The following is a 26,399-nucleotide window of genomic DNA, read 5'->3' on the forward strand; positions in this document are numbered from 1 at the left end:
ATCTCCGCCGTCGCCGCGCTGACCGCCGTCGGCGGCGCCGCCTTCGCCTATGCCTCGCTGATCGAGCGGAACATGTTCACGCTCCGGCGCTTCGACGTGCCGGTGCTCGACCAGGACGCGGAACCGCTGCGCATCCTGCACCTCTCCGACCTGCACATGATGCCGGAGCAGCGGCGCAAGCAGGAGTGGGTGGCCGCGCTCGCCGGCACCGACCCCGACCTCGTGGTGGTCACCGGCGACAACATGGCCTCGCCGTACGCCGTCCCCGGCGTCCTGCGCGCCCTGGAGCCGCTGCTGGACCGCCCCGGCGCGTTCGTCTTCGGCTCCAACGACTACACCGGCCCGGTCTGGAAGAACCCCCTGCAGTACCTGATGCCCGACCGGGAGTACGTGCAGGGCGCCGAGCTGCCGGCCGAGGACCTGCGAGACGCGCTGACCGACGCCGGCTGGGCCGACCTGAACAACGCCCGCACCATCGTCAAGGCCGGCGGCCGCTCGATCGAGCTGGCCGGCGTGGACGACCCGCACATCGACCGGGACGACTACTCCCTGGTGGCCGGCCCGATCAGCACCGGCGCCGACCTGCACATCGGGGTCAGCCACACGCCCGCCAAGCGGGTCCTGGACGCGATGGCCGACGACGGCTTCGCCCTGCTGCTGGCCGGCCACACGCACGGCGGCCAGGTCTGCGTCCCCGGGTACGGCGCCCTGACCACCAACTGCGACCTGCCCCGGCAGATGGCGAAGGGCCTGCACCGGTGGCCGGGCTCGGAGGCGTGGCTGCACGTCTCGGCCGGCATGGGCACCCACCCGACCGCCCCGATCCGCTTCGCCTGCCGCCCGGAGGCCTCCATCCTCACCCTGATGCCCCGCTGACCTGCGGTTTTGCGTTTGAGGGGATACCGATTTCGGGGTGGCGATCGGGTCCGCTAGTATTTACCACGCAGCACCGGGGTGTGGCGCAGCTTGGTAGCGCGCTTCGTTCGGGACGAAGAGGCCGTGGGTTCAAATCCCGCCACCCCGACCGATACTCAGGGCGGGTCTTCTGGAAACAGGAGACCCGCCCTGAGTCGTATCCGGCCTTTGCCAGGGGTGAACGGCCCCCCATCGTCACGCGTCACGGGGTTGCCCGCCGATTCTCGTACCCGTAGGGTTCGATCACCATGACTGTCCGAAATGGACAATCAATGTTCAGCACATGGGGGATCCACCTTGCGTAAGTCGAAACTTGTGACGGTTGGCGCCGCGCTCACGGCGGCCTTCAGCGGGTTCGCCCTGCCCCCGGCGACCTCGGCCTCCGCTGCCACGCCGAGCTGCACGACCCGGGTCGAGCTCGCGGTCTACTCGGGCTCCGCGTACGTCCCGATGAACTCGAGCAAGAACAACACCAGCTGCTCGATGTACGAGGGCGCCTCGAACAACGGGGTCCTGGCCCTCCAGGAAATGATCAACGACTGCTACGTCGCCAAGGACTACATCAGCCACGCCAAGCTCACCGAGGACGGCGACTTCGGCTCCAACACCTACGCCGCACTTCGCCAGGTGCAGAACTACATCAGCGTCGGTGTCGACGGGGACTACGGTCCCGAAACGGCTGCGGCGATCAAGTCCAAGAGCAGCAACGGCACCTGCTACAAGTTCTCTCAGTCGCCCGGCTGACCGGCGGGCGAGGACTCGCCCCGTAGGGCTCTTCGCAGGTGGCCGCGCAGGCGGTCGGCGAGGCCCTACAGGGCTCCCTGCTTTCCGGCATGACCACCGCGCCCGCGGTCGGGTCGTGCGAGCGACGCCGTCGGCGAGGACCGCCGAACTCAGATCGCGAACTGGGGGCGGACCGGGACCCCCGCCACCGTGGGGCAGACCGGGCGGGGGCTCATCTGCTGGGGCACGACGTAGGGGCCGAGCATCGTCTCCACCACGGGAGCGATCGACGGGCGGTCGCCGAGCTGCATGAGCCTGGTAGCGCGGGCCAGCGACCCGGTCTCGCCGTCCCGGAAGCCCTCCCGGTAGCCGCGCTCGTAACGTTCGCCGCGACCGAAGGCCCGGCCGAGCGCGAAGCACGTGGAGCCGGCGAGGGCGAGCAGGAAGAGCATGGCGAAGGGTGTCACAGAACAGTTCCTTCCGGGCGCAAGCCACTAATAGGCGAAAAATACCCCAAACAGACATAGAATGCCGTATGGGCCCGATCAAGTACGCCAACGGGTGACGGCAGGTTTATCCGCTCTCCCTCCCACACCCGGCCGGCCCAGGGGAGAGTCCCGCCACTGGTCACGGGGGTGGTTGCGGATGCCGGACCGGCGGCCTGACAAGCTGGGACCTTGTGACTGACTCCATCGACCTCGCCCGGCAGGTCCGCACCGTGAGCCGGCTGACCGGCGAGTTCACCCTCCGCTCCGGCCGGACCGCCACCGAGTATTTCGACAAGTACCAGTTCGAGGCGGACCCGGTCCTCCTCGACAAGCTCGCCGAGCGCCTCGCCGTGCTGATCCCGGAGGGCACCGAGGTCCTGGCCGGCCTGGAGATGGGCGGCATCGCGGTCGTCACCGCGCTGGCCCGGCACGCCGGACTGCCCACCGCGTTCATCCGCAAGCAGGCCAAGCAGTACGGCACCGCCCGCCTGGCCGAGGGCGCCGAGGTGGCCGGCCGCCGCGTGCTGATCGTCGAGGACGTGGTCACCTCCGGCGGCCAGGTCGTCCTCTCCACCAACGACCTCCGCAAGCTCGGCGCCCACGTGGACCACGCGGTCTGCGTGATCGACCGCCAGGAGGGAGGCGCCCAGGCCCTGGCCACCGAGGGCATCACCCTGCGCGCCCTGCTGACCCGCGCCGACCTCGACGCCGCCGCCTCCTGACCCCCACCGATGTGTGGGGTTCGGTCGTTCTACCGGCGCCGAACCTCACACACCGGTCAGCGGGAGAGGTCGGCGGCGATCAGTTCGGCGATCTGGACGGTGTTGAGGGCGGCGCCCTTGCGCATGTTGTCGCCCGTGACGAAGAAGGACAGGGCGCGCGGGTCGTCCATGGCGCGACGGATGCGGCCCACCCATGAGGGGTCGGTGCCGACCGCGTCGATGGGCATCGGGAACTCGCCGGCCTCGACGTCGTCGACGACGATCACGCCGGGGGCGTTGCGGAGGACCTGGCGGGCGCCGTCGGCGGTCACCTCGGCGGCGAAGACCGCGTGGACCGCGATCGAGTGGCCGGTCACCACCGGGACGCGTACGCACGTGGCGGAGACCTTCAGCACCGGCAGGGCCAGGATCTTGCGGGACTCGTTGCGGAGTTTGAGCTCCTCGGAGGACCAGCCGAGCGGGGCCGGCTGCCCGGACCAGGGCACCACGTTGAGCGCTATCGGCGCCGGGAACGGGCCGAGGTCGTCGCCGACCACCTGGCGGACGTTGCCGGGGCGGGAGCCGAGCAGCCGGTCGCCGGCCACCTTGGTCAACTGGTCGTGCAGGGTGTCCACGCCGACCTGACCGGCGCCGGACGCCGACTGGTAGGAGGCGAGGACCAGCTCGCGGAGGCCGTACTCGAGATGAAGTGGAGCCACCGCCATGATCATCGTGGCGGTGGTGCAGTTGGCACTGGAGACGATGCCGCGCGGACGGTGCCCGGCCACCGCGCGGTTGACCTCGGGCACCACCAGCGGAACGTCGGGCTCCATCCGGAACGCGGAGGAGTTGTCGACGACCGTCGCGCCGCGCTCGACGGCGATCGGGGCCCAGTGCGCCGAGATCTCGTCGGGCACGTCGAACATCGCCACGTCGACGCCGTCGAACGCCTCGGCGGTGAGCGGGAGCACCGGCAGTCGCTCACCCCGGCAGGTCAGCGTCCGGCCCGCCGACCGGGCCGACGCGATCAGCCGGATCTCGCCCCAGACGTCGCGCCGGGACGAGAGCAGCTCGAGCATGACGGACCCGACGGAACCGGTGGCTCCGACGACGGCGAGCGTGGGCCGCGTCATCGACCGGTTTACCGGCCCGTACCGCCGTAGACGACGGCCTCCTCGGCGCCACCGAGCTCGAACTGAGCGTGCACGGCGCGGACCGCGGTGTCCAGGTCGGTGTCGCGGCAGACGACCGAGACGCGGATCTCCGAGGTGGAGATCATCTCGATGTTGACGCCGGCCTCGCCGATGCAGGCGAAGAAGGAGGCGGCGACACCCGGGTGCGAGCGCATGCCCGCGCCGATCAGCGAGACCTTGCCGACGTGGTCGTCGAAGAGCAGGCTCTTGAACTTGATCTGCGCCTTGATCTTGTCGAGCGCTGCCATCGCGGTCGAGCCGTCGGCCTTCGGCAGCGTGAACGAGATGTCGGTGCGGCCGGTGCCCTCGGTCGACACGTTCTGCACGATCATGTCGATGTTGATCTCGGCCTGCGCGACGGTCTCGAAGATCCGGCCGGCCGCGCCGGGTTCGTCGGGCACCCCGACGATCGTGATCTTGGCCTCGCTGCGCTCGTGCGCGACCCCGGTGATCAGTGCTTGCTCCACGTCAGGGTCCTCCATCGATCCGGTGACGAGCGTGCCTTCTTTGTTCGAGTACGACGAGCGTACGTGGATCGGCACCTTGAAGCGCCGGGCGTACTCCACGCATCGCAACATCAGCACCTTCGCCCCGCCGGCGGCCAGCTCGAGCATCTCCTCGTAGGTGATCCGCTTGATGTGCCGGGCGTCGGGGACGATCCGCGGGTCGGCGGTGAAGACGCCGTCCACGTCGGTGTAGATCTCGCAGACGTCGGCGTGCAGCGCCGCGGCGAGGGCGACCGCGGTGGTGTCCGAACCGCCACGGCCGAGGGTGGTGATGTCCTTGGTGTCCTGCGACACGCCCTGGAAACCGGCGACGATGGCGATGGCGCCCTCGTCCAGCGCGGTCCGCAGGCGGCCGGGGGTCACATCGATGATCCGGGCCTTGCCGTGCGTCGAGGTGGTCAGCACGCCGGCCTGCGAGCCCGTGTACGACCGGGCCTCGTAGCCCAGGTTGTGGATGGCCATCGCGAGCAGGGCCATCGAGATGCGCTCGCCCGAGGTGAGCAGCATGTCCAGCTCACGGCCGGGCGGCAGCGGGCTCACCTGGTTGGCCAGGTCCATCAGCTCGTCGGTGGTGTCACCCATCGCGGAGACGACCACGACCACGTCGTCGCCGGCCTTACGGGCGGCCACGATGCGCTCCGCCACCCGCTTGATCCGCTCAGCGTTCGCGACGGACGAGCCACCGTACTTCTGCACCACAAGAGCCACGGCAAACCATTCCTTCGGCTACGACGAGTCGCCACCACAGTAGCCGCGCTGACCTGTGACCTTGACAGGCGATCCCAGATTCCGGCCATCGGTGCCGCACGACACGCTGCGGCGCGGCGTGTCGCACCCCCGCCGACCGGGAGTGAGAATGTCTCGATGCGCCGTGCTGTCTGTTTCCTCACCACGCTGCTGGCCCTGTGCCTCGCCGGGTGCGGCGACGACGCACCGGCCGCGGCGCCCACCCCTTCGCCCTCGGCCACCACCGCCGACGACAGCCTCTCCGCCCGCGACCAGCTCGCCGGGCTCGCCGCGATCGCGCAGGACCGCCGGTACACCGCGCTGTACAGCTGGGATGTCGGCAACGGCACCCCGCGCAACGTGGTGGTGACGGTGGCGACCGACGGCACCTGGCGGGTGGACATCCCGCAGGGCGCGCAGGGCGGCACCACCGGCGTCACGATCGTCCGGGTGGCGACCGGTCTGTATCAGTGCACGCTCTCCTCGGCGACCGACCCGATCACCCCGACGTGCATCAAGGTCGCCGAGAAGAGCGACAAGGTCCCCGCCAAGTACGACCCCCGGGTGCAGCGCCTGTTCCGCCAGTGGCTGAGCGTCTTCACCGACCGGGACGCGGCGCTGGCGGTCTCCGCGGTGCAGCCGCTGGCCGGGGCGCAGGGCGGCACCTGCTACTCGGTCGACTCGAACACGGCGGGCCTGGACGCACCGGCCGACCCCGGCGTCTACTGCTTCGCCGCGGACGGTCTGCTGACCTCCGCCCGGGTCGCCTTCGGGGTGCTCACGCTGGCCGGACAGGCCGTCGCACCCGCCACGGTGACCCTGCCCGGACCCGAGGTCGGCGGGGTCCCGATGGGCATGACCGCTGTTCAGCCCACCGCCTCGGCTTTTTGATCTATCCCACGATCCGGCACGTTTCCTGGCCGCATGAAAGTTGATCACGTAGCCTGGTGAGCGACATGTGGCAGGTGAACCTCCTCCTTCTCTGCCGCGACGGGGCCTCATTCCAGGCCGGCACCTCGTCGCGGTGGTGACGCGCGCCGCCTGCTCGTCTTCCATCTGACTGGAGCAGTCACATGTCCACTTCCTCGTCTCAGCGTCCTGCCTTCCAGCGCTACGTCCCGTACCAGAAGCAGTTCGTCACCGACCTGCCTGATCGGCAGTGGCCGAGCCGGATCGCCGAGGCCGCCCCGCGCTGGTGCGCCGTCGACCTGCGGGACGGCAACCAGGCCCTGATCGACCCGATGTCCCCGGAACGCAAGCGGCGGATGTTCATGCTGCTGGTGAAGATGGGCTACAAGGAGATCGAGGTCGGTTTCCCGGCGGCGAGCCAGACCGATTTCGACTTCGTACGCCAGCTGATCGAGCAGGACCTGATCCCGGACGACGTCACCATCCAGGTGCTGGTCCAGTGCCGGGAGCACCTGATCGACCGGACCTTCGAGTCGATCCGCGGCGCCAAGCGCGCCATCGTGCACTTCTACAACTCGACCTCGACGCTGCAGCGGCGCGTGGTGTTCGGCCTGGACCGGGACGGCATCACCGACATCGCCACCACCGGCGCCCGGCTCTGCCAGAAGTACGCCGAGATCCACACCCCGGACACCGAGATCCTGTACGAGTACTCCCCCGAGTCGTACACCGGCACGGAGCTGGAGTACGCGCTGGAGATCTGCTCCGCGGTGATCGACGTGATCGACCCCACCCCGGACCGGCCGCTGATCATCAACCTGCCCGCCACGGTCGAGATGGCCACCCCGAACGTGTACGCCGACTCCATCGAGTGGATGCACCGCAACCTGCCCCGGCGGGACAGCGTGGTCCTGAGCCTGCACCCGCACAACGACCGGGGCACCGGTGTGGCCGCCGCCGAGCTGGGCCTGCTGGCCGGCGCCGACCGGATCGAGGGCTGCCTGTTCGGCAACGGCGAGCGGACCGGCAACGTCGACCTGGTCACCCTGGGGCTGAACCTGTTCTCGCAGGGCGTCGACCCGATGATCGATTTCTCGAACATCGACGAGGTCAAGCGGACCGTCGAGTACTGCAACCAGCTGCCGGTGCACGAGCGGCACCCGTACGCGGGCGACCTGGTCTACACCGCATTCTCCGGCTCGCACCAGGACGCGATCAAGAAGGGCTTCGCCGCGCTGCAGGCCGACGCGGACGCCGCCGGTGTGGAGATCGACGACTTCACCTGGGGTGTGCCGTACCTGCCGATCGACCCGAAGGACGTGGGCCGCACGTACGAGGCGGTCATCCGGGTCAACTCGCAGTCCGGTAAGGGCGGGGTGGCGTACATCATGAAGGAGGAGCACAAGCTCGACATGCCGCGGCGGCTGCAGATCGAGTTCTCCGGCGTGGTGCAGCACCACACCGACGAGGAGGGCGGCGAGGTCTCCCCGCAGCAGATGTGGGACATCTTCGCCGGCGAGTACCTGGTCGAGCACCAGAACGCGACCGCTTTCAAGATCGAGACTTACAGCACGGCCACCGTGGACGGCAAGGTCGAGATCGACGTCGAGGTCTTCCACAACGGCGTACGCCGTCCCCTGACCGGCGTCGGCAACGGCCCGATCGACGCGTTCACGCAGGCCGTGGCGCCGCTGGGGATCAAGGCCCGGGTGCTGGACTACCAGGAGCACGCGCTCACCTCCGGCGGCGACGCGCAGGCCGCGGCGTACGTCGAGGTCGAGGTCGGCGACCGGGCGTACTGGGGTGTCGGGATCGACGCCAACATCGTCAGCGCCTCGATCAAGGCCGTGAACAGCGCCGTCAACCGCGCACGATGATTCACTCCCCCGCGCGCCGTCGACAGGCGGCGCGCGGGGAACACCCTTAGGCTGGGGCTCGTGGCCCCAAGTAACTCCCGCTGGATCCCGTTCCTTCTCTCCGCCCTCCTCCTGACCGGCTGCGACGTCGTCGACGCCGGCTCGCCCACCACGGGCGGCTCCGACGACACCGGTTCGTCGGGCAGCGGCAACGCGTCCGCGCAGCTCGCCGAGCTGAAGGTCGCAGCCGAAGGCAAGATGACCGGCTACAGCCGGGAGAAGTTCCCGCACTGGAAGAGCACCGGCAAGAACTGCGACGTCCGCGACTCGGTCCTGGAGCGCGACGGCACCGACGTCAAGACCGAAGGGTGCAACGTCGTCTCCGGCACCTTCACCAGTTTCTACGACGGCAAGACCCTCGACTCGCCGACCAAGGTGGACATCGACCACACCGTCCCGCTCGCCAACGCCTGGCGGTCCGGGGCGGACAAGTGGACCACCGACCAGCGCGAGGACTTCGCCAACGATCTCGACCGCCCGCAGCTCCTCGCGGTCTCCGCCAGCTCGAACCGTTCCAAGGGCGACCAGGACCCGTCGACCTGGAAGCCGCCGTCCCAGGACGCGTGGTGCGACTACGCCACCGACTGGATCACCGTGAAGAACTTCTACGAGCTGACCGTGACCGAGAAGGAGAAGGGGGCGCTCGCCTACATGCTGGAGACCTGCTGATGGCCGACACCGCCGAAGCGACACCGACCAGTAAGACCACCGACATCGTCCCCGGGCCCGGCGGGGTGATGACCGACGAGGTGGGCGTCGTCACCGGCGAGCTCACGCTGCGCAGCGAGCTCGCCGGGAGCGAGGTGACGATCCGGGTGCAGTACCGCGAGGCCGAGGAGTGGTACGTGGTGACCGGCGGCCGGGCGACCTTGGCGGATCCGTCCGATCTGGATGCTCTGCACACCGTCGCTGTGGGTCTGCTGAACCGACCTGAAGGCTGATCCCGGAGAGCGGGAAAATATTTAAGCTCCCCGACATATCGATGTCATGGGGGAGGCACAGCATGCCCACAAACCTGTGGTCGGCCCGGATCGGGCTGGTCGCGCTCACATCCGCCGCGGTCGGCACCGTGGCCGCTCCCGCCTGGGCGGCCGGCACCGGCGTGGTCACCGCCAGCAGCGCCGGCGGCAACACGGTCAACTACATCGCCGCGTCCGGCACGGTCAACCGCGTGACGCTGACCCGCTCCGGCACCACGATCATCGTCGACGACGTGGTCGCGATCAAGGCCGGCGCCGGCTGCACGAAGGTCAAGAACGACAAGACCAGGGTCAAGTGCACCTTCTCGGGTACGCCGAACCAGATCTCCGTCTCGCTGGGCGGTAAGAACGACACGCTGGCCGACAACGCCGGCGTGGTGCTGATCGCGCACGGCGGCGCCGGGAACGACACGATCACCGGCGGCACCGACGGCGACACCCTCTACGGCGACGACGGCAAGGACACGCTCTACGGCCGCGGCGGCCGGGACCGTCTGGAGGGCGGCGCGGGCGCGGACCGGCTCTACGGCGGCGCCCGCAGCGACTGGCTCTACGGCGGGAGCGGCGCCGACCTCCTGCACGGCGAGTCCGGCAACGACTACCTCCGGGGCAACACCGGCGACGACAGCCTCTACGGCGACGAGGGCGACGACCAGCTCGTCCAGGAGACCACCGCGGACGGCGCCGACGTGCTGAACGGCGGCTCCGGCACCGACCTGGTGAACTACGAGGGCCGCAAGACCGCGGTCGTCGCCGACCTGGACGGCGCCAAGCGCGACGACGGCTCCGCGGGCGAGCACGACAGCATCGCCAAGAACGTGGAGAACCTCAACGGCGGGTACGGCAACGACGTCCTGACCGGCAACGACACCGGCAACCGGATCTACGGCGGCTACCAGGGCGACGACAAGCTCTACGGTAGGGGCGGCGCCGACGTCCTGAACGGCTTCGGCGGCTCCGACCTGCTGGACGGCGGCTCCGGGAACGACTACCTGATGCCGGACGCGCACGAGTACACCCCCGAGGCCGACCCCGACATCCCGCACACGATCGCCGCCGACGTGATCCGCGGTGGCAGCGGCTTCGACGCGGTCGACTACTCCGACCGCGAGGTCAACCCGGTCCGGGCCGACCTGACCGGCACCCCCGGCGACGACGGCCGCGAGGGCGAGGGCGACACGGTCGGCGCCGACGTCGAGGAGATCATCGGCACCCCGTTCGGCGATCACCTGATCGGCAACGCCTCCGGCAACGTCTTCTGGGGCGGCGAGGGCGACGACGTCATCGAGGGCGGCGGCGGCGCGGACCTGCTCTTCGGCCAGGGCGGCGACGACGAGCTGAGCGGCGACGACCTCGGCACCGACGCGGCCGACCAGCTGGACGGCGGCCCGAACGGCACCCTGGGCGACCTCTGCACGGTCTTCCCGGGCGACACCACGGTGAACTGCGAGCGGTAGAGCACGTTCGCTACGTTCGGCCGGGTGCGCCGGATCAAGCTCACGCGCCTGGCCGTAGCAGTCACGCTCCTGCTGCCGCTCGCCGCGACCACCGCGTCCGCGGCGAGCGGGCCGCCGCCGCGGCCGATCACCCTGGGCAGCGTCATCCCGGCTCCGGCCGAGGTCACGCCCGCGGGCGGCGAGCCGTTCCGGTTGCTCCCCGGCATGACGATCACCGTGTCCGCCGCGGCCCGGCCGGTCGCGGATCGGCTGGCCGCGGCGTTACGGACGCCGACCGGTTTCGCGCTGCCGGTCCGGTCCGGCGGCTCCGGCGCGATCGACCTGCGGCTCACCAACGCGCCGGACCCCTGGCTGGGCGACGAGGGCTACCGGCTGCGGATCACTCCCGCGGGCGTGGCGCTGCGCGCCGATCGCCCGGCCGGTCTCTTCGCCGGCGTGCAGACGCTTCTCCAGCTCCTGCCGACCGAGATCGAGGCCTCCTCGGTACGCCCGGTCGACTGGGTCGTGCCCTCGGGCGAGATCCGGGACCGTCCGCGGTACCCGTACCGCGGTGCCATGCTCGACCTGGCCCGGCACTTCCACCCGCCGGCGGACGTGAAGCGCTACATCGACGAGATCGCGCGCTTCAAAATCAACTTTCTGCACCTGCACCTCGCGGACGACCAGGGCTGGCGGATCGAGATCAAGAGCTGGCCCCGGCTCGCCACGGTCGGCGGCGGGCCGGGCACCGGGGTACGCGGCATCGGCGGCGGGTACCTGACCCAGGACGACTACCGGGATCTGGTCCGTTACGCCGCCGAGCGGTACGTCACGATCGTCCCGGAGATCGACATGCCGGGGCACGTGAACGCGGCCCAGGTGGCGTACCCGGAGTTGACCTGCGACGGTGTCGCGCCCCGGCCGCGGACCGACATCCGGGTCGGCTACAGCTCGCTCTGCACCGGTACGGAGATCACCCACCGGTTCGCCGAGGACGTGATCCGGGAGCTCGCCGCGCTCACGCCCGGGCCGTACCTGCACATCGGCGGGGACGAGGCGCACTCCACCCGGCACGAGGACTACCTCGCCTTCGAGGAACGGGTGCTTCCCCTGGTGGCGGCGTACGGCAAGGTTCCGTACGGCTGGCAGGAGATCGCCGCCGCACCCGGCGCGAGCGGCGCCGTCGTGCAGTTCTGGAATCCGGAGGGCGAGAGCGCGCCGACCGCCGCGGCGGTCGCCCACGGCGCGCACGTCGTGCTCTCCCCGGCCGACCGGACCTACCTCGACATGCAGTACGACCTGCTCACCCCCGGTGGCCTGCACTGGGCCGGTACGACCGAGGTGCGCGACGCCTACGACTGGGATCCGGGTACCCGGGTTCCGGGCGTACCGGAGGAAGGGATTCTGGGTTTGGAAGCGCCGCTCTGGTCGGAGACCCTGCGAGATCTCGGCGACATCGAGTTCCAGGCGTTCCCCCGGCTGGCCGCGATCGCGGAGTTAGGCTGGTCACCGCGGCAGAGGCACGACTGGCTCTCGTTCCGCGAACGCCTCGGCGCGTACGCTCCACGATGGATCCGGCGCGGCGTGCACTTCTACCGCTCCCCCCAGGTGAGGTGGTCCTGACCCAATCACAGGGGAGTCGATCCATGTCCCGTTCCATCCGGCCGGCCCGTGCCGGGGTGGCCCTGCTCACCCCGCTCATCCTGGGCACTCTCGCCGCACCCGCACCCGCGCACGCCGCCACGTCCGGCGTCGTCAAGGTGGTGACCGACGCACTCGGCACCCGGGTTCAGTACGTCGCGGCGGCCGGCAAGAACAACCTCGTGTCGATCACCCGGTCCGGCGCCAAGGTCGCGGTCAGCGACGTGGTCCCGCTGACCCCCGGCAAGGGCTGCAAGCTCGTCAAGGGGAGCGGCACCCGGGTGCTCTGCTCCACCTCCAGGTCCTGGGCGGGCGTCAGGGTGACGCTCGGCGCCGGCAACGACTCGGTGATCAACCAGACCGGCCTGCGGATGTCGGCGGACGGCGGGGACGGCAACGACTACCTCACCGGCGGCTCGAACGCCGACGACCTGGTGGGCGGCGACGGCGTCGACTACCTGAGCGGGCGGCTGGGCAACGACACCCTCTCCGGGAGCGCCGGCAACGACCGGGTCTACGGCGGGCCGGGCAACGACAGCCTCTACGGTCAGGACGGCAAGGACCTGATCTACGGCGGCGACGGGAACGACACGCTGCGGGGCTCCACCGGTGACGACCGCCTGACCGGCGACACCGGCAACGACGACCTCGACGGCGGGGCGGGCGACGACTGGCACTCCGGCGGGTCCGGGAACGATCGGTTCCCCGCGCCGTGGACGGCCGGGCCGGACGCCGACTACTACGGCGGCGGGTCGGGGTGGGACACGATCTCGTACGCCACCCGGACCACGGACGTCACCATCGCGCTCGACGGCATGCTCGGCAACGACGACGGTGCCGACGGCGAGCACGACACCGTGGGCTCGGACGTCGAGGGCCTGACCGGCGGCCACGGCGCCGACCGGATCACCGGCACCGACAACGCCGAGACGATCCACGGCGGTGGCGGCGACGACGTCATCGACGCGCGCGGCGGCGACGACGTCATCGTGGGTGAGGACGGCGCCGACGTGATCGACGCCGGGGCGGGCGACGACCGGGTCACCGGCGACGGCCACCGGTACGCCACCCCCGCCACCTGGCCGGACACGCTGCACGGCGGCCCCGGGGTGGACACGCTCAGCTACGGCGAGGGCGCCGAGAGCATCTCGGTCGACCTCAACGGCTCGGCGGCCGGATCCGCGCTCAACGAGGGCGACATCGTCGACGACGCCTTCGAGAACGCCGAGGCCACGGTCGTGTCCGGGCCCGCGGTCTTCACCGGGAACGCCGCCGGCAACGTCTTCCTCGGCGGCGGCAAGGGCACCACGATGTACGGCCGGTCCGGCAACGACACGCTGACCACCTGGGACGGCGGCGCGAAGCTGTACGGCGAGGAGGGCGACGACACCCTGGTGGTGCGCAAGGCCGGTGTCCAGGCCGTCGACGCCAACCTCCTCGACGGCGGCGCCGACAGCGACACCTGCGTGACGCCCTGGCCCGACCGGGACACGCTGACCGCCTGCGAGCACTGACGCTCCCGCCGCCCGCGACCGCCTCCCTCCACAGTGCACGCGAAATCGGCGTGACGCGACGATGAACAGCGGCGGTCACGGGCAGCGGAACGGTCCCGCCCCTTCCTACGCTCTCCTCGACTTCTCAGGGGGGAGCACCAATGTCACGATCGCCATGGCTCGTCCGGGCCGGCGTCACGCTGCTCGGACCACTCACGCTCGGCGTCGTCGCGGTACCGGCACAGGCCGCCTCGGCCGCCGTCGTCAAGGTCACCACGGACTCGGCCGGCGCCCGGGTGCGGTACACCGCCGCGGCGGGCGCGCGGAACAGCGTCTCGGTCAGCCTCTCCGGCACGAAGCTGGTGATCGACGACCGGGTCGCGGTCAAGGCCGGCAAGGGCTGCAAGGCCGTCAAGGGCGACAAGACCAGGGTGATCTGCTCGGCGAGCCGCGCCTGGGCGTCCATCAACATCTCGCTGGGCAGCGGCGACGACGTTCTCGTCGACAAGACGGCGATCCGGCTGGTGGCCGACGGCGGCTCCGGCACCGACAGGATCGTCGGCGGGCGCGGCGACGACAGCATCACCGGCGGCGCCGGGAACGACACCCTGAGCGGCGGCTACGGGAGCGACCGCGTCTACGGCAACGCCGGCCACGACACCCTCTCCGGTGACGAGGGGCCGGACGTCGTCGACGGCGGGTCCGGCAACGACCGGGTGACCGGCGACGGCCACGTCTACGACGTCGCGGTGTGGTGGCCCGACACGCTGCGCGGTGCCTCCGGCTTCGACACGCTCTACTACCAGGAGGGCGCGGAGACGATCGCCGTCGACCTCAACGGCACGGCCGCGAACACGCCGGTGAACGAATCGGACGCGGTCGACGGCACGTTCGAGGGCGCCCAGGCCTCCGCCGGTTCCGGCCCGGTCATCTTCACCGGCAACGCCGCGGACAACGTCTTCGTCGGCAGCGGATACCTGGACACCACCATGTACGGCCGGGCCGGCGACGACACCCTGACCACCTACGACGGCGGCGCGAAGCTGTACGGCGGCGCCGGCCACGACACCCTGACCGTCAAGGCCTGGTCCGGCACCCCGGCGGGGGACGCCAACCTGCTCGACGGTGGCGACGGCGCCGACCGGTGCGTCACCCCGTTCCCCGACCGGGACACCCGGAGCGGCTGCGAGCGATGAGACTCCACTGATACGGGGAAGGGCGAGCCCGCTGCGGGCTCGCCCTTCCCCGTACGCCGAATGTCAGACCGAAGCCGCCGCCGAAGGTCAGGCCGGAGTCGCCGCCGGCTTGCGGCCCGCCACCGTCTCGTCGTCGACCACCGGGAAGTGGCACGCGGTCAGGTGCGAGTCCGGGTCGTCGAGCCGCTGGACGAGCGGCGGCTCCTCGTTCGCGCAGATGTCCTGGGCCTTCCAGCACCGGGTGCGGAAGCGGCACCCGGACGGCGGATTGATCGGGCTCGGGACGTCGCCGGTGAGCAGCACCCGCTCGCGCTGGGCGCGGTCGCGGCGGACCGGGTCCGGCACCGGGACCGCGGACATCAGCGCGACGGTGTACGGGTGGCGGGGGTTCTTGTACAGGTCGTCGCGGTGCGCGATCTCCATGACCTTGCCGAGGTACATCACGGCGACCCGGTCGGAGATGTGCCGGACCACCGACAGGTCGTGCGCGATGAAGACGTACGTCAGATCGAACTCGCTCTGAAGGTCTTCCAGCAGGTTCACCACCTGAGCCTGGATCGACACGTCCAGCGCGGAGACCGGCTCGTCGGCGATGATCAGTTTGGGCCGCAGGGCGAGCGCGCGGGCGATGCCGATGCGCTGCCGCTGGCCGCCGGAGAACTCGTGCGGGTACCGGTTGTAGTGCTCCGGGTTGAGACCGACGAGCTCGAGCAGCTCCTGTACGGCCGTCTTCAGCCCCTTCGGGGTCGGGATGTTCTGGATCTGCAGCGGCGCCGAGATGATCGTGCCGATGGTGTGCCGCGGATTCAGCGACGAGTACGGGTCCTGGAAGATCATCTGGACGTCACGCCGCAGCGGCCGCATCTGCGTCACCGTCTTGTGGCTGATGTCCTGACCCTCGAAGACGATCTTCCCGCCGGTCGGCTCCAGGATCCGGGTGAAGAGCCGGCCGGCCGTCGACTTGCCGCAGCCGGACTCGCCGACCAGGCCCAGCGTCTCGCCGGACTTGACGGTCAGGTCGATGCCGTCCACCGCGCGGACCGCGCCGACCTGGCGTTTGAACAGCCCCTTCGTGATCGGGAAGTGCTTCTGCAGCCCGGTCACCTCGAGCAGGTTCTCGCTCATCGTTCTAACTCTCCCCGCTCAGAGGTTCGGTGCGACTTCTTCCTGGAAGATCTTCGTGCGCTCCTCGGCCGGCATGTGGCAGGCGACCGCGTGGGCGCCGCCGGTCAGCACCGGCACCTCGGTGAAGGAACGGTCCCCGTTGCGGCCCGCGTACGGGCATCGCGGGTGGAAGGCGCAGCCGGAGGGGAGGTTGATCAGGCTGGGCGGCGAGCCCTTCACCGGGGTGAGCCGGTCGCGTACCTCCCGGTCCAGCCGCGGCATCGAGCCGAGCAGACCCCAGGTGTACGGGTGCTGCGGCCGCTGGAACAGGTCGACCGTCGGGCCGTGCTCGATGATCTTGCCGCCGTACATCACCACGACGTCGTCGGCGAGCTCGGCCACCACGCCGAGGTCGTGAGTGATCATGATGACCGCGGAGCCGAACTCCTCCTGCAGGTCCCGGATCAGGTCCAGGATCTGCGCCTGCACGGTCACGTCCAGGGCCGTGGTCGGCTCGTCCGCGATCAGCAGCTTCGGGTCGTTGACCAGGGCCATCGCGATCATCGCGCGCTGGCGCATACCACCGGAGAACTGGTGCGCGTAGTCGCTGAAGCGGCGCGACGGCTGCGGGATGCCGACCCGGGCCAGCATGTCGATGGCCCGCTCCCGGGCGATCTTCTTGTTCACCCCGGGGTGGTGCACCCGGTACGCCTCGACGATCTGCGCGCCCACCGTGAAGTACGGGTGCATCGCGCTCAGCGGGTCCTGGAAGATCATCGCCATCTTGCCGCCGCGCAGGGCGCGGACGTCCTCGTCGGTGGCGGTGACCAGTTCCTGGTCGTCGAGCCAGATCTCGCCGCTGACCTTGGCATTGCTCCGGGTACGGTGCAGCCCCAGCACGGCGAGCGAGGTGACGCTCTTGCCCGAGCCGGACTCGCCGACGATGCCGAGCGTCTTGCCGGCCTCCAGGCTGAAGTTGGACTCGGAGACGGCCTGCACGATGCCGTCGTCGGTCTCGAAGCGGACGGTCAGGTCCTTGACCTCGAGGAATGGGCGTGACATTCGCTCTCCCTCAGCCCAGCCGCACGCGCGGGTCGATGAGGCCGTACACCAGGTCGACGACCAGGTTGGCGACGACGATGAAGATCGCGGCGATCAGCGTGACGCCCAGGATCACCGGCAGGTCGCTGCCCTTGATCGCCTGGAGCGCCTGGTAGCCGAGGCCACGCAGGTTGAAGACGGCCTCGGTGAGGACGGCGCCGCCGAGCAGCGTGCCGAGGTCGAGGCCGAAGATGGTGACGATCGGGGTCAGACCCGACCGCAGGCCGTGCTTGCCGATCACGACCCGCTCCGGCAGGCCCTTGGCCCGGGCCGTACGGATGTAGTCCTCGCCCAGCGTCTCGAGCATGTTGGCCCGGGTGAGTCGCGCGTAGTTCGCGGCGAAGAGGAAGGCGAGGGTGATCCAGGGCAGCAGCATCTGCACGAACCAGTCCGCCGGATTCTCGGTGAACGGCACGTACTGCCCCTGTGGCAGCCAGGCCAGCCAGTACACGAAGATCGCCGAGGCGAGCAGGCCGGTGAAGTAGATCGGTAAGGAGACACCGGCGAGCGCCACGGTCATCGTGGCCCGGTCCAGGAACGTGCCTCTTCGCAGCGCGGAGATCACGCCGGTCGCCACACCGGCGATGAGCCAGAGCACCGCCGCACCCAGCGCCAGCGAGAGGGTGACCGGCAGGTCGTCCATGAGCAGCGGGGTGACCTCCTGCTCGGTCTTGAACGAGTAGCCGATGCAGGGCGCCGAACAGTGTGTGACGTCCGGTCCGTTGGCGTAGTCGCGGCCGACGGCCAGGCCCTTCAGGAACTTGCCGTACTGCACGATGATCGGGTCGTCGAGACCCATCTTCGTGCGGATGCCCTCGAGCGCCACCTTGTCACCGGCGTTCTTGCCGATGTAGAGCAGCGCCGGGTCGCTGCCGGTCAGCTTCGGCACCATGAAGAAGATGGCGAAGGTCACGAACGTGACCGCCAGCAGCGTGAGGACGGCGTTGATCAGCCGCCGGATGAGATAAGCCAGCACGTCGTTCGGCCGAACGACGGGCGGGTACCGGAGCGAACCGGCACCCGCCCGCCGCGGGCGGCCTTCACCAACCCTTCGAATTACCCGATGCTGATGCTGTCAGGCACTGACGAACTGCTACTTGCCGTCGCTGACGCCGAGGGCCTGGAAGTCGACCATGCCGAACGCGTCGTGGACGTAGACGTTCGTCAGCCGCGGGTTGCGGTAGTTGAGCGCCTTGTCGACCACGAAGGGCAGGTAGTACGCGCCCTCCATGACCTTGTGGTTGATCTGGGTGTAGAGCGTCGCGGCCTTGGTCGCGTCGGTCTCGGCGGCGGCCTGGTCGAACAGGGCGTCGATCGAGTCGTCCTTGATCAGCGGCAGGTTGTAGTTGCCGTTCTTCAGGATGAAGCGGCTGTCGACCAGCGCCTGCAGGTAACCGGAGCCGGTCGGGTAGTCAGCGCCCCAACCCGCGATCTGGATGCCGTAGCCCTTGGCCTTGACGTTGTCCGGCGAGCCGATGACGGTGGCGATCTGCGAACCGTCGTACTGCTCGATCGAGGCGTTGATGCCGACCGCCTTGAGCGAGGCCTGGAGCGCCTCGGCGGACTTGACCTCGGCCGGCTTGTTGTTACGCACGGCGATCTTGGTGGAGAAGCCGTTCGGCTGGCCACACGCGGTCAGCGCCTTCTTGGCCTCGTCGACCTGCGCCTTGCCCTGGAGGCGGTTGTACGGGTCGTACGTCGCCTCGGAGCCCGCGATGTTCGGCGGGAGCATGCTGGTGCCGATGTCGCCACCCGCGATCGGGCCACCACGGGCCGCCTGCAGCGTGGTCGGGTCGGCGGCGTACATGACCGCCTTGCGGCACTCGATGTTGTCGAGCGGCGCGACGTTGGTCGCCAGCGCGGCGTACCGGATGAAGCCGGTGGTCGGGGTGTCCGCGTTCGCCTTCAGGGTCGGGTCCTGGAGGATCTTGGTACGCGCGGTCGCCTGCACACCGGTCTGGCCGACGTCGATGTCCGCGGTCCCCGCGATCAGGCGGGAGTCCATGTCCTCGGCGTTGGTGGTGATCGTCAGGTTGATCTGGTCCGGCAGCGCCTTGCGGATCGTGTCGGTCGAGGCGTCCCAGTTCGGGTTCCGGACCCAGGTCGCGCCCTTACCCGGCTCGATGCTGCCTTCCTTGAACATGTACGGACCGGACGAGGCCGGGGCCGACGTGTACTTGGCGCCGGTGTCCCGCTTCTGCGGAACCGGGCCGGCGCCCGGCATGGCGAGCAGGTAGAGGAAGTCCGAGTTGACGGTCTCCAGGTGGAACGTGATCGTCTGGTCGTCCGGCGTCTCGACCGACTTGAGACCGAGCTTGTTCGGGTCGGTGTCCTTGTACGGGCCGGGGTACTCGCCATCCGGGTCGAGGATGTTGATCAGGTAGGTCGGGCCGCCCGGGAGGACGTCCTGCGCGAAGACGCGCTCGATGCCGTACTTGATGTCCTTCGACGTGATGGTGCTGCCGTCGTCGAACTTGATGCCGGTCTTCAGCTTGAACGTGTAGGTCAGCTTGTCCGCGCTGATCTCCGGGAGCGCCGACGCCAGGTCGGGCTGCAGGGTCAGGCCGTCGGTGCCCGGGGTGGAGGCGTAGTCGACCAGCTTACGGGTGTAGAGCCGGTTCAGGTCCCACACGAACGCGTAGTAGCCGCGCACCGGGTCCCAGAAGTCGGCGTCCTGCGCACCCCACAGGTTGAGCGTGCCGCCCTTGACGTCGGACGCGTTCACCACGCTGGTGATCGCGGCGTTGTATGCGGCCTTGCCATTGGAACTGCTGGACTTGTCGCTGCTGTCGGAGCTTCCACCGCACGCCGCGGTGGTCAGCCCCAGAACGACAGCGACGCCGGCCGCCGCAATCGCCCTAGTTCTTCCTGACACTGGTACTCCTACCTCCTCGAAAAGCGAACCGGGCGGTCCGCGAAACATGCGATGTTCCGTGTGCCCCTGTGTCAGCGGGCCTTCGGGTCGAGTGCGTCGCGCAGGCCGTCACCGAAGAGGTTGAAAGCCAGCACCGTGATGAAGATCGTCGCGCCAGGAATGATCATGTACATCGGATCGATGGAGTACGTGCTCACCGCGTCCGACAACATGCCGCCCCAGGACGGGTTGGGCGGTGGGATACCGACGCCGAGGAAGCTCAGCGCGGCCTCGGTCAGGATGTTCTGCGGGATGATCAACGTGGCGTACACGAGGATCGGCGCCGCCAGGTTCGGCAGCAGCTCCCGGAAGAGGATGCGCGGAGACCGGGCGCCCATGCTGCGAGCCGCCTCGACGAACTCACGCTCGCGCAGCGACAGCGTCTGCCCGCGGACGATGCGCCCGATGTACGGCCATCCGAAGAACCCGATCACGACGACCAGCACCAGGATCCGCGACCAGCGGCTGTCCATTCCGAGGAAGGACTGCGGCAGGACCGACACCAGCGCGATCGAGAAGAGCAGTTGCGGGAAGGCGAGCAGGAAGTCCATCACCCGGCTGACCACCGAGTCGATCCAGCCACCCAGGAAACCCGCAGCGGTGCCGAAGAGAACACCGAGGAAGGTCGAGAAGAATGCGGAGAGGAACGCGACGGTCAGGGAGGTCTGCGCGCCGTAGACGATGCGGCTGAACACGTCCCGGCCGGACGTCGGCTCCACGCCGAGGAGGAAGTCCGAGCTGATACCGCCCCACGGCTTGAGCGGCGTACCGAAGGTCACATCGATCTGATCGATGTGATACTCGTCGATCGGATGCCCGAAGAGCTTGGTCAGTACGGGCGCCAGGATCGCCACGACGATCAGGAAGATGACGACGACTCCGCCGCCGATGGCCACCCTGTCCTTCTTCAGGCGGCGCCAGGCGATCTGCTTGAGCGAGCGTCCGGCGATCGCCTTCTCGGCGGGCCCCCGCTCCTCAGCCGCGTCGGCGGTCGGCGCCGGAGTCTCCTCGGAGATCGACGCCTTTGGGCCAAGCGACATCTGTTCGCCGGTCCTCTCCCGGCCGCCGTGCAACGGGAGTCCACAGCCGACGGTACGTGGACACGGAAGACCCACGCACGGCGACGATGGCCCACGCTGCGAGCGGCAACCGATCGGTTTTCGCATGCCTCGAGTGCCGACCCTCGCCGCCGCCGGCCGAGATCAGGCCGGGGCCACGAAGGCACCCGACGGCGGGTGTGGCCGCCATCGAGAGGAACATTCACCTAATGCGGCGCCTCGGGTCAAGCTCACCGACCGCACTCGGGTGCTTCCGTGTCTCCCTCGTGATGTCACCGTGACCTAGACGCCGAACAAACGGAAGGTACCGCGTAGAGGGCCTGTAAGTAGCCAATCCGGGCCAAACTCCTAGCAGCCCGTTACGGCAGTGTTACCACAGGTAAATTCAGATGGCGCGGCGACCCTCGAAGGCCCTACCGAGCGTGATCTCGTCCGCATACTCAAGGTCACCGCCGACCGGCAGACCGCTCGCCAGCCTGGTCACCGCGATCCCCATCGGCTTGACGAGCAGGCCGAGGTAGGTGGCCGTCGCCTCACCCTCCGTGTTCGGGTCGGTGGCGAGGATCAGCTCCTTCACCTCACCCGTACCGAGCCGGTGGAGGAGCTCCCGAATGCGTAGATTGTCCGGACCGATCCCCTCCAGCGGATTGATCGCCCCGCCGAGCACGTGGTAACGCCCGCGAAACTCCCCGGTCCGCTCGACCGCCACGATGTCCTTCGGCTCCTCCACGACACAGAGCACCTCGTTCGTACGCCGTGGATCACGGCAGACGCGGCACTGCTCCGCCTCGGAGACGTTGAAGCAGGTCGTGCAGAACCGGACCAGCTCCTTGACCTTGCGCAGCGCCGTGGCCAGCCGGTTGACGTCGGCCGGGTCCGCAGAGAGCACATGGAACGCGATGCGCTGAGCCGACTTCGGGCCGACGCCCGGAAGCCGGCCCAGCTCATCGATCAGATCCTGGATGGCGCCTTCGTACACGGATCAGAACCCCGGGAGGGAGAGGCCGCCGGTGGCCGGTCCCATCTTCTCCTCGGCCAGCTCCCGCTGCGCCTCGGCCGCGTTGTGGATCGCGGCGAGCACCAGATCCTCCAGCGTCTCGACGTCGTCCGCGTCCACGGCCTTCGGGTCGATCTTCACGGCCTTGAACTCCCCGAGCCCGGTCACCGTCACGGTGACCAGCCCGCCACCGGCGGTGCCGGTCAGCTCCGCCTCGGCCAGCTCGGCCTGCGCCTTGGCGACCTGCTGCTGCATCTTCTGCGCCTGCTTCATGATCTGCTGCATGTTCGGCTGTGCACCGGGGCGCATGGCACCGCTCCTCAACTAGTCCAACACTGTCTCTGGTCCAACACTGTCTCGTCAGCCGTTTCCCGACGACGACCGGCATCAATCACACCGCCACCGACACCGCCGCCCGAATCAGCCGCCGCCAGCGTAGCCGCCACCCTCTCCCCGAACCCGCCACCCACCACGCTTCGCCCCGCCTCTCACCCCCACACACCTTCCAAACCTCTCCCGTACGCCACCACGCGCCCCGCCTCATCCCGCAGCACCCCACACGCGGGGGCCGCCGTGGTTGTCGCTGGAGACCATCACCTTTGTTCGTCCGCAGCACCCCACACGCGGGGGCCGCCGCCCGGCCGGGTCAGGTAAGGGCAGGGGTGGTCGGCACACACCCGTTTCAGGGTGTGCGCCGGCGAAGGGAACGGCAGCCGCTAGAGCTCGCCGATCTTCTCGGCCCCGAAGGCGGCATGGAGAAGCTGCATGGCGTGCTCCTCCCCGGACTGGCGGGCGGTCTTCTCGTCGATGATCTCGTCCGAGGGCTCATCCCCCGGGTCGAAGCCCTGGTACCCCGGGTCGGACCCGGCGGGCGGGGGCCCGTCGAACTCGGGGTCGTAGGGAGCCTCCCCGGTAGGAGTCCCATCGGACCACGCGGCCCCTCCCGCACTCCCGGGAGCGGAGATCGGCGCCCGAGCGGCAGCCGGAGCGGCACCACCGGCACCGCCCTGAGCGGCCGCACGGGCAGCGGCAGCACGCGCAACGGCCTGGGCGCTGCTGGACGCCGAACCCACCCCACCACGAGCCGCAGCACGTGCAGCCTCCATGGCGGCCGCCCGAGCCGACACCACCGGCGACGAAGCAGCCGGAGATGAAACCGCCGGAGACGAGGCACCCGGAGACGAGGCACCCGGAGACGAGGCGGTCGGAGACGAGGCACCCGGAGCAGCGCCGGCAGCCGGGACGGCGGGCACGGCCACGGGAACAGCCGGTGCGGGAGTCGGAGCGGGAGTCGGAGCGGGAGTCGGAGCGAAAGCCGGGGCCGGAGCCGGAACGGGAGCCGGTGGAGGCGCGGCGGACAGGGCGGCACCGCCGAAAGCGGATCCGCCGCCGAACCCCCCGCCGCCCGTCGTCGCGGCCGGACGCGAAGCCGGGCCCGTGGCGGGATGGGCCGCCGACGCCGACACGTCCACCGGTGCCGACGTGGCTGAGGACGTCACCGCCGGGGACGTCACCGCCGATGCAGCCGCAACGGAGGAGCCGGAGGGCGCCCCTGCCGCGGGCACCGGCTCCACGGCGGCGTGCGGCCCGCCAGTAGCGACGGCGTGCGGCCCGTCGGCAGTGACGGTATGCGGCCCGTCGGCAGTGACGGCGTGCGGCGCCGCGGAACCGGCTACGGAGTCGCGGCTGCCCGGCTTGACGGGCTCGGGCCAACCGCCATCGTCCGGCTCGGGATCCCGTGGCGCCTGGAGCCCTCGAGAGGCACTACCCGGCCGAGCCGGCTCGGGCCAGCCGTCATCGGACGCGCCGGAGTCACCGCCGGCGCCCGGAACCGCCACCCGCTGGTCGGTCGCACCCCGAGCAGCCGCGCTCTGTGCAGCCGCGCTCTGTGCAGCGGGATCAGGGACGTGGGAAGAGGCCGGCCAATCGTCGTCGGAGTCGGTGGCAGCCGGACGGGACGGGCGCGCGGGACGCGGCTCGGTCCGGCCCGTGTTGCGTTCCGGAGCGGCGGGCTGCGCCGGGCGGGCCGCGGAAGAGGAGGAGAGGTGGCGTGACGCCGACTGGTCTCGCGCGGGCTGGGACGTGGAACGGGCGCCGCGAGCGGGCGAGGCGCCCTGGAGTTCGCAGCGGATCTGCCAGCGGCCGCCGACCGTACCGGAGAATTTGGTGACGATCTCGTCCGTGTAGCTCAGGAAGCGCTCGACGGACTTCGGGGTCGGCGCGGTGAAGAGGACCGTGTCGCCGTCGAGGTCCTGGAGGATGACGCCGTAGTTCTGCATCGCCAGGACCTTCTCGTGCTCCTGGCCCAGGGACTGCCACGCGGAACGGATCCGCGTCAGCGTCTCCTCCGGGCTGGGACGGGTCTCGGCGACGGCAGCGGGCGGTTCCTCGTCCCACGGCGGCTCATCGTCGGATTCGCCGGTGGCCACCTGGTTCCAGTCCGGCTCGTCGGCGGCGGCCACCGGAGCGACAGAAACCGGGACGGAACCCCCCGAATCAGGGACATCCGGAGCGGGCGAGACCGGAGCGGACGCGACCGGAGCAGAGTCCGCCGGAACAGAGTCCGCCGGAACAGGGTCGGCCGGAGCCGCGGGGACGGCGACCGGAGCCGCGGTCACCGGGGCGGCCGGGGACACCGGTGCGGCGGCGCGACCGGACGGACGACGCCCACCACCACCGCCGCTGGCTCCCGCGGCCGCGGCGGCACGGGCCGCGGCGCGCGCGTCACCGGCACCACCCCCGGCTCCGCCGATCGGGCCGGGTGACGCGGACGGGCCGGGCTCCGTGCGTACCTCAGAAGCGCGCACGTCAGCGGAGACCCGTACGTCGGAAGCGGAAGGAACCGGAGACGGCCCGGCGCCGATCGGCGGACCGTGGCGCTCCAAGCGCTCCAGGCGCTGCAGGAGGGCACCGGTCGAATCCTCCGCACCGGGCAGCAGCATGCGGGCCGTGATCAGCTCCAGGAGCAGGCGCGGGGCGGTCGTGCCGCGCATCTCGACCAGGCCGTTGTGCACGATGTCGGCGCAGCGGGAGAGGGTGGCCGGGCCCAGCCGGGTGGCCTGGGAGGCCATCGCCTCGAGCTGGTCGGCCGGGCCGTCGATCAGGCCCTTGGCGACGGCGTCCGGGATCTGCTGCAGGACGATCAGGTCACGGAGGCGTTCGAGCAGGTCGGAGGCGTAGCGGCGCGGGTCGTGGCCGGCCTCGGCGACACGGTCGATCGTCTGGTACGCCGCGGCGCCGTCGCCCTCGGCCAGCGCCTCGCACATCTCGTCGAGCAGGGCCGAGTCGGTGACGCCGAGCAGGCTCACGGCGCGCGCGTAGCTGACCCCGTCGGGACCGGCGCCGGCGATGAGCTGGTCGAGCACCGAGAGGGTGTCCCGGGCACTGCCGCCGCCGGCCCGCACCACCAACGGGAAGACGGCCGGGTCGACGGTGATGCCCTCGGCGTCGGTGAGGGTCTGCAGGTACGGCCGGAGCACCGCGGGCGGGATCAGCCGGAACGGGTAGTGATGCGTCCGCGAGCGGATCGTGCCGAGCACCTTGTCCGGCTCGGTGGTGGCGAAGATGAACTTCACGTACTCCGGCGGCTCCTCGACGAGCTTGAGCAGCGCGTTGAAGCCGGCCGACGAGACCATGTGGGCCTCGTCGATCACGTAGATCTTGTAGCGACTGTTGGCGGGGGCGAAGAACGCCTTCTCCCGCAGCTCGCGCGCGTCGTCGACGCCACCGTGGCTGGCCGCGTCGATCTCGATCACGTCGAGCGACCCGCCGCCGTCGTTCGCCAGGGACTTGCAGGAGCCGCAGACGCCGCACGGCTCGGGGGTGGGCCCCTGCTCACAGTTGAGCGAGCGGGCCAGGATCCGGGCGCTCGACGTCTTGCCGCAGCCACGTGGACCGGAGAAGAGGTAGGCGTGGTTGAGCCGGCCGCTGCGCAGTGCCTGCGACAACGGCTCGGTGACGTGCTCCTGCCCGATGACCTCGGCGAAGGTCCGCGGACGATACTTCCGGTAGAGCGCGAGCGCCACTCCTGCCACCTCCTGACGACCGCGTCATTCTCCGCCGAGGGTCCGACAGAACCAAACCGCCGTCCCCGGAGGTGGGGTGTCTCGAGGGAGAAAAAGAAGGACCCCTCGTGCACCCGCCAGAGCCCGCTTATCCTTGCTGCCTTCCGGCCCTGGGGAGGTTCACGAGGTAACGCCGCACGAGGGGCTGCGGACAAGCCTACCCGGCGACCGCCCGGCGGTGTGGGACCCCCTCCCGCGCGGAGGGCCGGAAACCGCTATGTATCCTGGCGCACGGAGGATTCGCCTAGAGGCCTAGGGCGCACGCTTGGAAAGCGTGTTGGGTTAACACCCTCACGAGTTCGAATCTCGTATCCTCCGCCGATAAAGGCCGGACCCAG

21 protein-coding genes, 2 tRNA genes, 1 other RNA gene and 1 pseudogene are annotated in these 26,399 nt (G+C 70.0%); 13 read left to right on the forward strand and 12 right to left on the reverse strand.

All coding sequences use genetic code 11. The annotated features are described in order from the left end of the window. Nucleotides 1-72: 72 nt before the first annotated feature. From AB0M08_RS00300 to AB0M08_RS00310, 3 genes are all read left to right on the forward strand, one after another. Nucleotides 73-876, forward strand: coding sequence for a metallophosphoesterase (locus AB0M08_RS00300; RefSeq protein ID WP_364487085.1), 804 nt, complete (start codon nt 73-75; stop codon nt 874-876). A 74-nt stretch (nt 877-950) separates the two neighbouring features. Next, nucleotides 951-1,024, forward strand: a tRNA-Pro gene (locus tag AB0M08_RS00305). 206 nt (nt 1,025-1,230) lie between these two features. Then, the gene (locus tag AB0M08_RS00310) at nt 1,231-1,659 is read left to right on the forward strand and encodes a peptidoglycan-binding domain-containing protein (protein ID WP_364485959.1); all 429 of its coding nucleotides are present in this window, start codon (nt 1,231-1,233) and stop codon (nt 1,657-1,659) included. A 149-nt stretch (nt 1,660-1,808) separates the two neighbouring features. Here AB0M08_RS00310 and AB0M08_RS00315 read toward each other — a convergent pair whose 3' ends face one another. Further along, nucleotides 1,809-2,105, reverse strand: a complete 297-nt coding sequence (locus AB0M08_RS00315; protein ID WP_364485962.1) for a hypothetical protein — start codon at nt 2,103-2,105, stop codon at nt 1,809-1,811. A gap of 212 nt (nt 2,106-2,317) precedes the next feature. On the opposite strand from AB0M08_RS00315, the gene pyrE reads away from it, so the two are divergent. Then, complete coding sequence (gene pyrE, locus AB0M08_RS00320) at nt 2,318-2,848, forward strand: orotate phosphoribosyltransferase (RefSeq protein WP_364485965.1); 531 nt, start codon at nt 2,318-2,320, stop codon at nt 2,846-2,848. A 56-nt stretch (nt 2,849-2,904) separates the two neighbouring features. Here the strand turns inward: pyrE and AB0M08_RS00325 are convergent, their stop codons facing one another. After that, nucleotides 2,905-3,960 carry an aspartate-semialdehyde dehydrogenase gene (locus tag AB0M08_RS00325; RefSeq protein WP_364485967.1) on the reverse strand — a complete coding sequence of 352 codons (1,056 nt, stop codon included), beginning with the start codon at nt 3,958-3,960 and terminating at the stop codon, nt 2,905-2,907. 8 nt (nt 3,961-3,968) lie between these two features. Continuing rightward, nucleotides 3,969-5,234, reverse strand: a complete 1,266-nt coding sequence (locus tag AB0M08_RS00330; protein ID WP_364485970.1) for an aspartate kinase — start codon at nt 5,232-5,234, stop codon at nt 3,969-3,971. A 156-nt stretch (nt 5,235-5,390) separates the two neighbouring features. On the opposite strand from AB0M08_RS00330, the gene AB0M08_RS00335 reads away from it, so the two are divergent. The 8 genes and pseudogenes from AB0M08_RS00335 to AB0M08_RS00370 all read left to right on the forward strand — a co-directional run bounded on the left by AB0M08_RS00335 (nt 5,391) and on the right by AB0M08_RS00370 (nt 14,823). Next, the gene (locus tag AB0M08_RS00335) at nt 5,391-6,143 is read left to right on the forward strand and encodes a hypothetical protein (protein ID WP_364485973.1); all 753 of its coding nucleotides are present in this window, start codon (nt 5,391-5,393) and stop codon (nt 6,141-6,143) included. Between the two features lie 182 nt (nt 6,144-6,325). Then, nucleotides 6,326-8,038: a 2-isopropylmalate synthase gene (gene leuA, locus AB0M08_RS00340; protein ID WP_364485976.1), complete on the forward strand. Its 1,713-nt coding sequence runs from the start codon at nt 6,326-6,328 to the stop codon at nt 8,036-8,038. A gap of 60 nt (nt 8,039-8,098) precedes the next feature. Then, a complete protein-coding gene (locus tag AB0M08_RS00345) occupies nt 8,099-8,746 on the forward strand; it encodes an HNH endonuclease family protein (RefSeq protein ID WP_364485979.1) in 648 nt (215 codons plus the stop codon). Between the two features lie 32 nt (nt 8,747-8,778). Then, a pseudogene (locus AB0M08_RS00350) lies at nt 8,779-9,018 on the forward strand (hypothetical protein); the annotation flags it as partial. 62 nt (nt 9,019-9,080) lie between these two features. Next, nucleotides 9,081-10,514 (forward strand): calcium-binding protein, encoded by a 1,434-nt coding sequence (locus AB0M08_RS00355; protein ID WP_364485982.1) that lies wholly within the window; start codon nt 9,081-9,083, stop codon nt 10,512-10,514. Between the two features lie 24 nt (nt 10,515-10,538). Beyond that, a complete protein-coding gene (locus tag AB0M08_RS00360) occupies nt 10,539-12,116 on the forward strand; it encodes a beta-N-acetylhexosaminidase (RefSeq protein ID WP_364485985.1) in 1,578 nt (525 codons plus the stop codon). Nucleotides 12,117-12,139: 23 nt separating this feature from the next. Continuing rightward, nucleotides 12,140-13,648 (forward strand): calcium-binding protein, encoded by a 1,509-nt coding sequence (locus tag AB0M08_RS00365; protein WP_364485988.1) that lies wholly within the window; start codon nt 12,140-12,142, stop codon nt 13,646-13,648. 140 nt (nt 13,649-13,788) lie between these two features. Then, on the forward strand, nt 13,789-14,823 hold the full coding sequence (locus AB0M08_RS00370) for a calcium-binding protein (protein ID WP_364485990.1): 1,035 nt from the start codon (nt 13,789-13,791) through the stop codon (nt 14,821-14,823). A gap of 87 nt (nt 14,824-14,910) precedes the next feature. Here the strand turns inward: AB0M08_RS00370 and AB0M08_RS00375 are convergent, their stop codons facing one another. The 9 genes from AB0M08_RS00375 to ffs form a co-directional block, all read right to left on the reverse strand. After that, nucleotides 14,911-15,948 (reverse strand): dipeptide ABC transporter ATP-binding protein, encoded by a 1,038-nt coding sequence (locus tag AB0M08_RS00375; protein WP_364485992.1) that lies wholly within the window; start codon nt 15,946-15,948, stop codon nt 14,911-14,913. A gap of 18 nt (nt 15,949-15,966) precedes the next feature. Then, complete coding sequence (locus AB0M08_RS00380; RefSeq protein WP_364485994.1) at nt 15,967-16,989, reverse strand: ABC transporter ATP-binding protein; 1,023 nt, start codon at nt 16,987-16,989, stop codon at nt 15,967-15,969. 10 nt (nt 16,990-16,999) lie between these two features. Beyond that, complete coding sequence (locus tag AB0M08_RS00385; protein WP_364485997.1) at nt 17,000-18,004, reverse strand: ABC transporter permease; 1,005 nt, start codon at nt 18,002-18,004, stop codon at nt 17,000-17,002. Nucleotides 18,005-18,121: 117 nt separating this feature from the next. Beyond that, nucleotides 18,122-19,903 (reverse strand): ABC transporter substrate-binding protein, encoded by a 1,782-nt coding sequence (locus AB0M08_RS00390; RefSeq protein WP_364486000.1) that lies wholly within the window; start codon nt 19,901-19,903, stop codon nt 18,122-18,124. A 71-nt stretch (nt 19,904-19,974) separates the two neighbouring features. Then, nucleotides 19,975-20,982: an ABC transporter permease gene (locus AB0M08_RS00395; RefSeq protein ID WP_364486003.1), complete on the reverse strand. Its 1,008-nt coding sequence runs from the start codon at nt 20,980-20,982 to the stop codon at nt 19,975-19,977. 403 nt (nt 20,983-21,385) lie between these two features. Then, nucleotides 21,386-21,979, reverse strand: a complete 594-nt coding sequence (gene recR, locus AB0M08_RS00400) for a recombination mediator RecR (protein ID WP_364486006.1) — start codon at nt 21,977-21,979, stop codon at nt 21,386-21,388. A 3-nt stretch (nt 21,980-21,982) separates the two neighbouring features. Beyond that, nucleotides 21,983-22,282 (reverse strand): YbaB/EbfC family nucleoid-associated protein, encoded by a 300-nt coding sequence (locus tag AB0M08_RS00405; RefSeq protein WP_222942269.1) that lies wholly within the window; start codon nt 22,280-22,282, stop codon nt 21,983-21,985. 431 nt (nt 22,283-22,713) lie between these two features. Beyond that, nucleotides 22,714-26,022, reverse strand: coding sequence for a DNA polymerase III subunit gamma and tau (locus AB0M08_RS00410; protein WP_364486008.1), 3,309 nt, complete (start codon nt 26,020-26,022; stop codon nt 22,714-22,716). A 93-nt stretch (nt 26,023-26,115) separates the two neighbouring features. After that, nucleotides 26,116-26,211: signal recognition particle sRNA small type (gene ffs / locus AB0M08_RS00415), an RNA gene on the reverse strand. Nucleotides 26,212-26,294: 83 nt separating this feature from the next. On the opposite strand from ffs, the gene AB0M08_RS00420 reads away from it, so the two are divergent. After that, nucleotides 26,295-26,379: transfer RNA gene (locus AB0M08_RS00420), tRNA-Ser, on the forward strand. Nucleotides 26,380-26,399 lie beyond the last annotated feature (20 nt).

The sequence above is a fragment of the Actinoplanes sp. NPDC051851 genome, from assembly GCF_040681165.1.
Classification (GTDB): domain Bacteria; phylum Actinomycetota; class Actinomycetes; order Mycobacteriales; family Micromonosporaceae; genus Actinoplanes.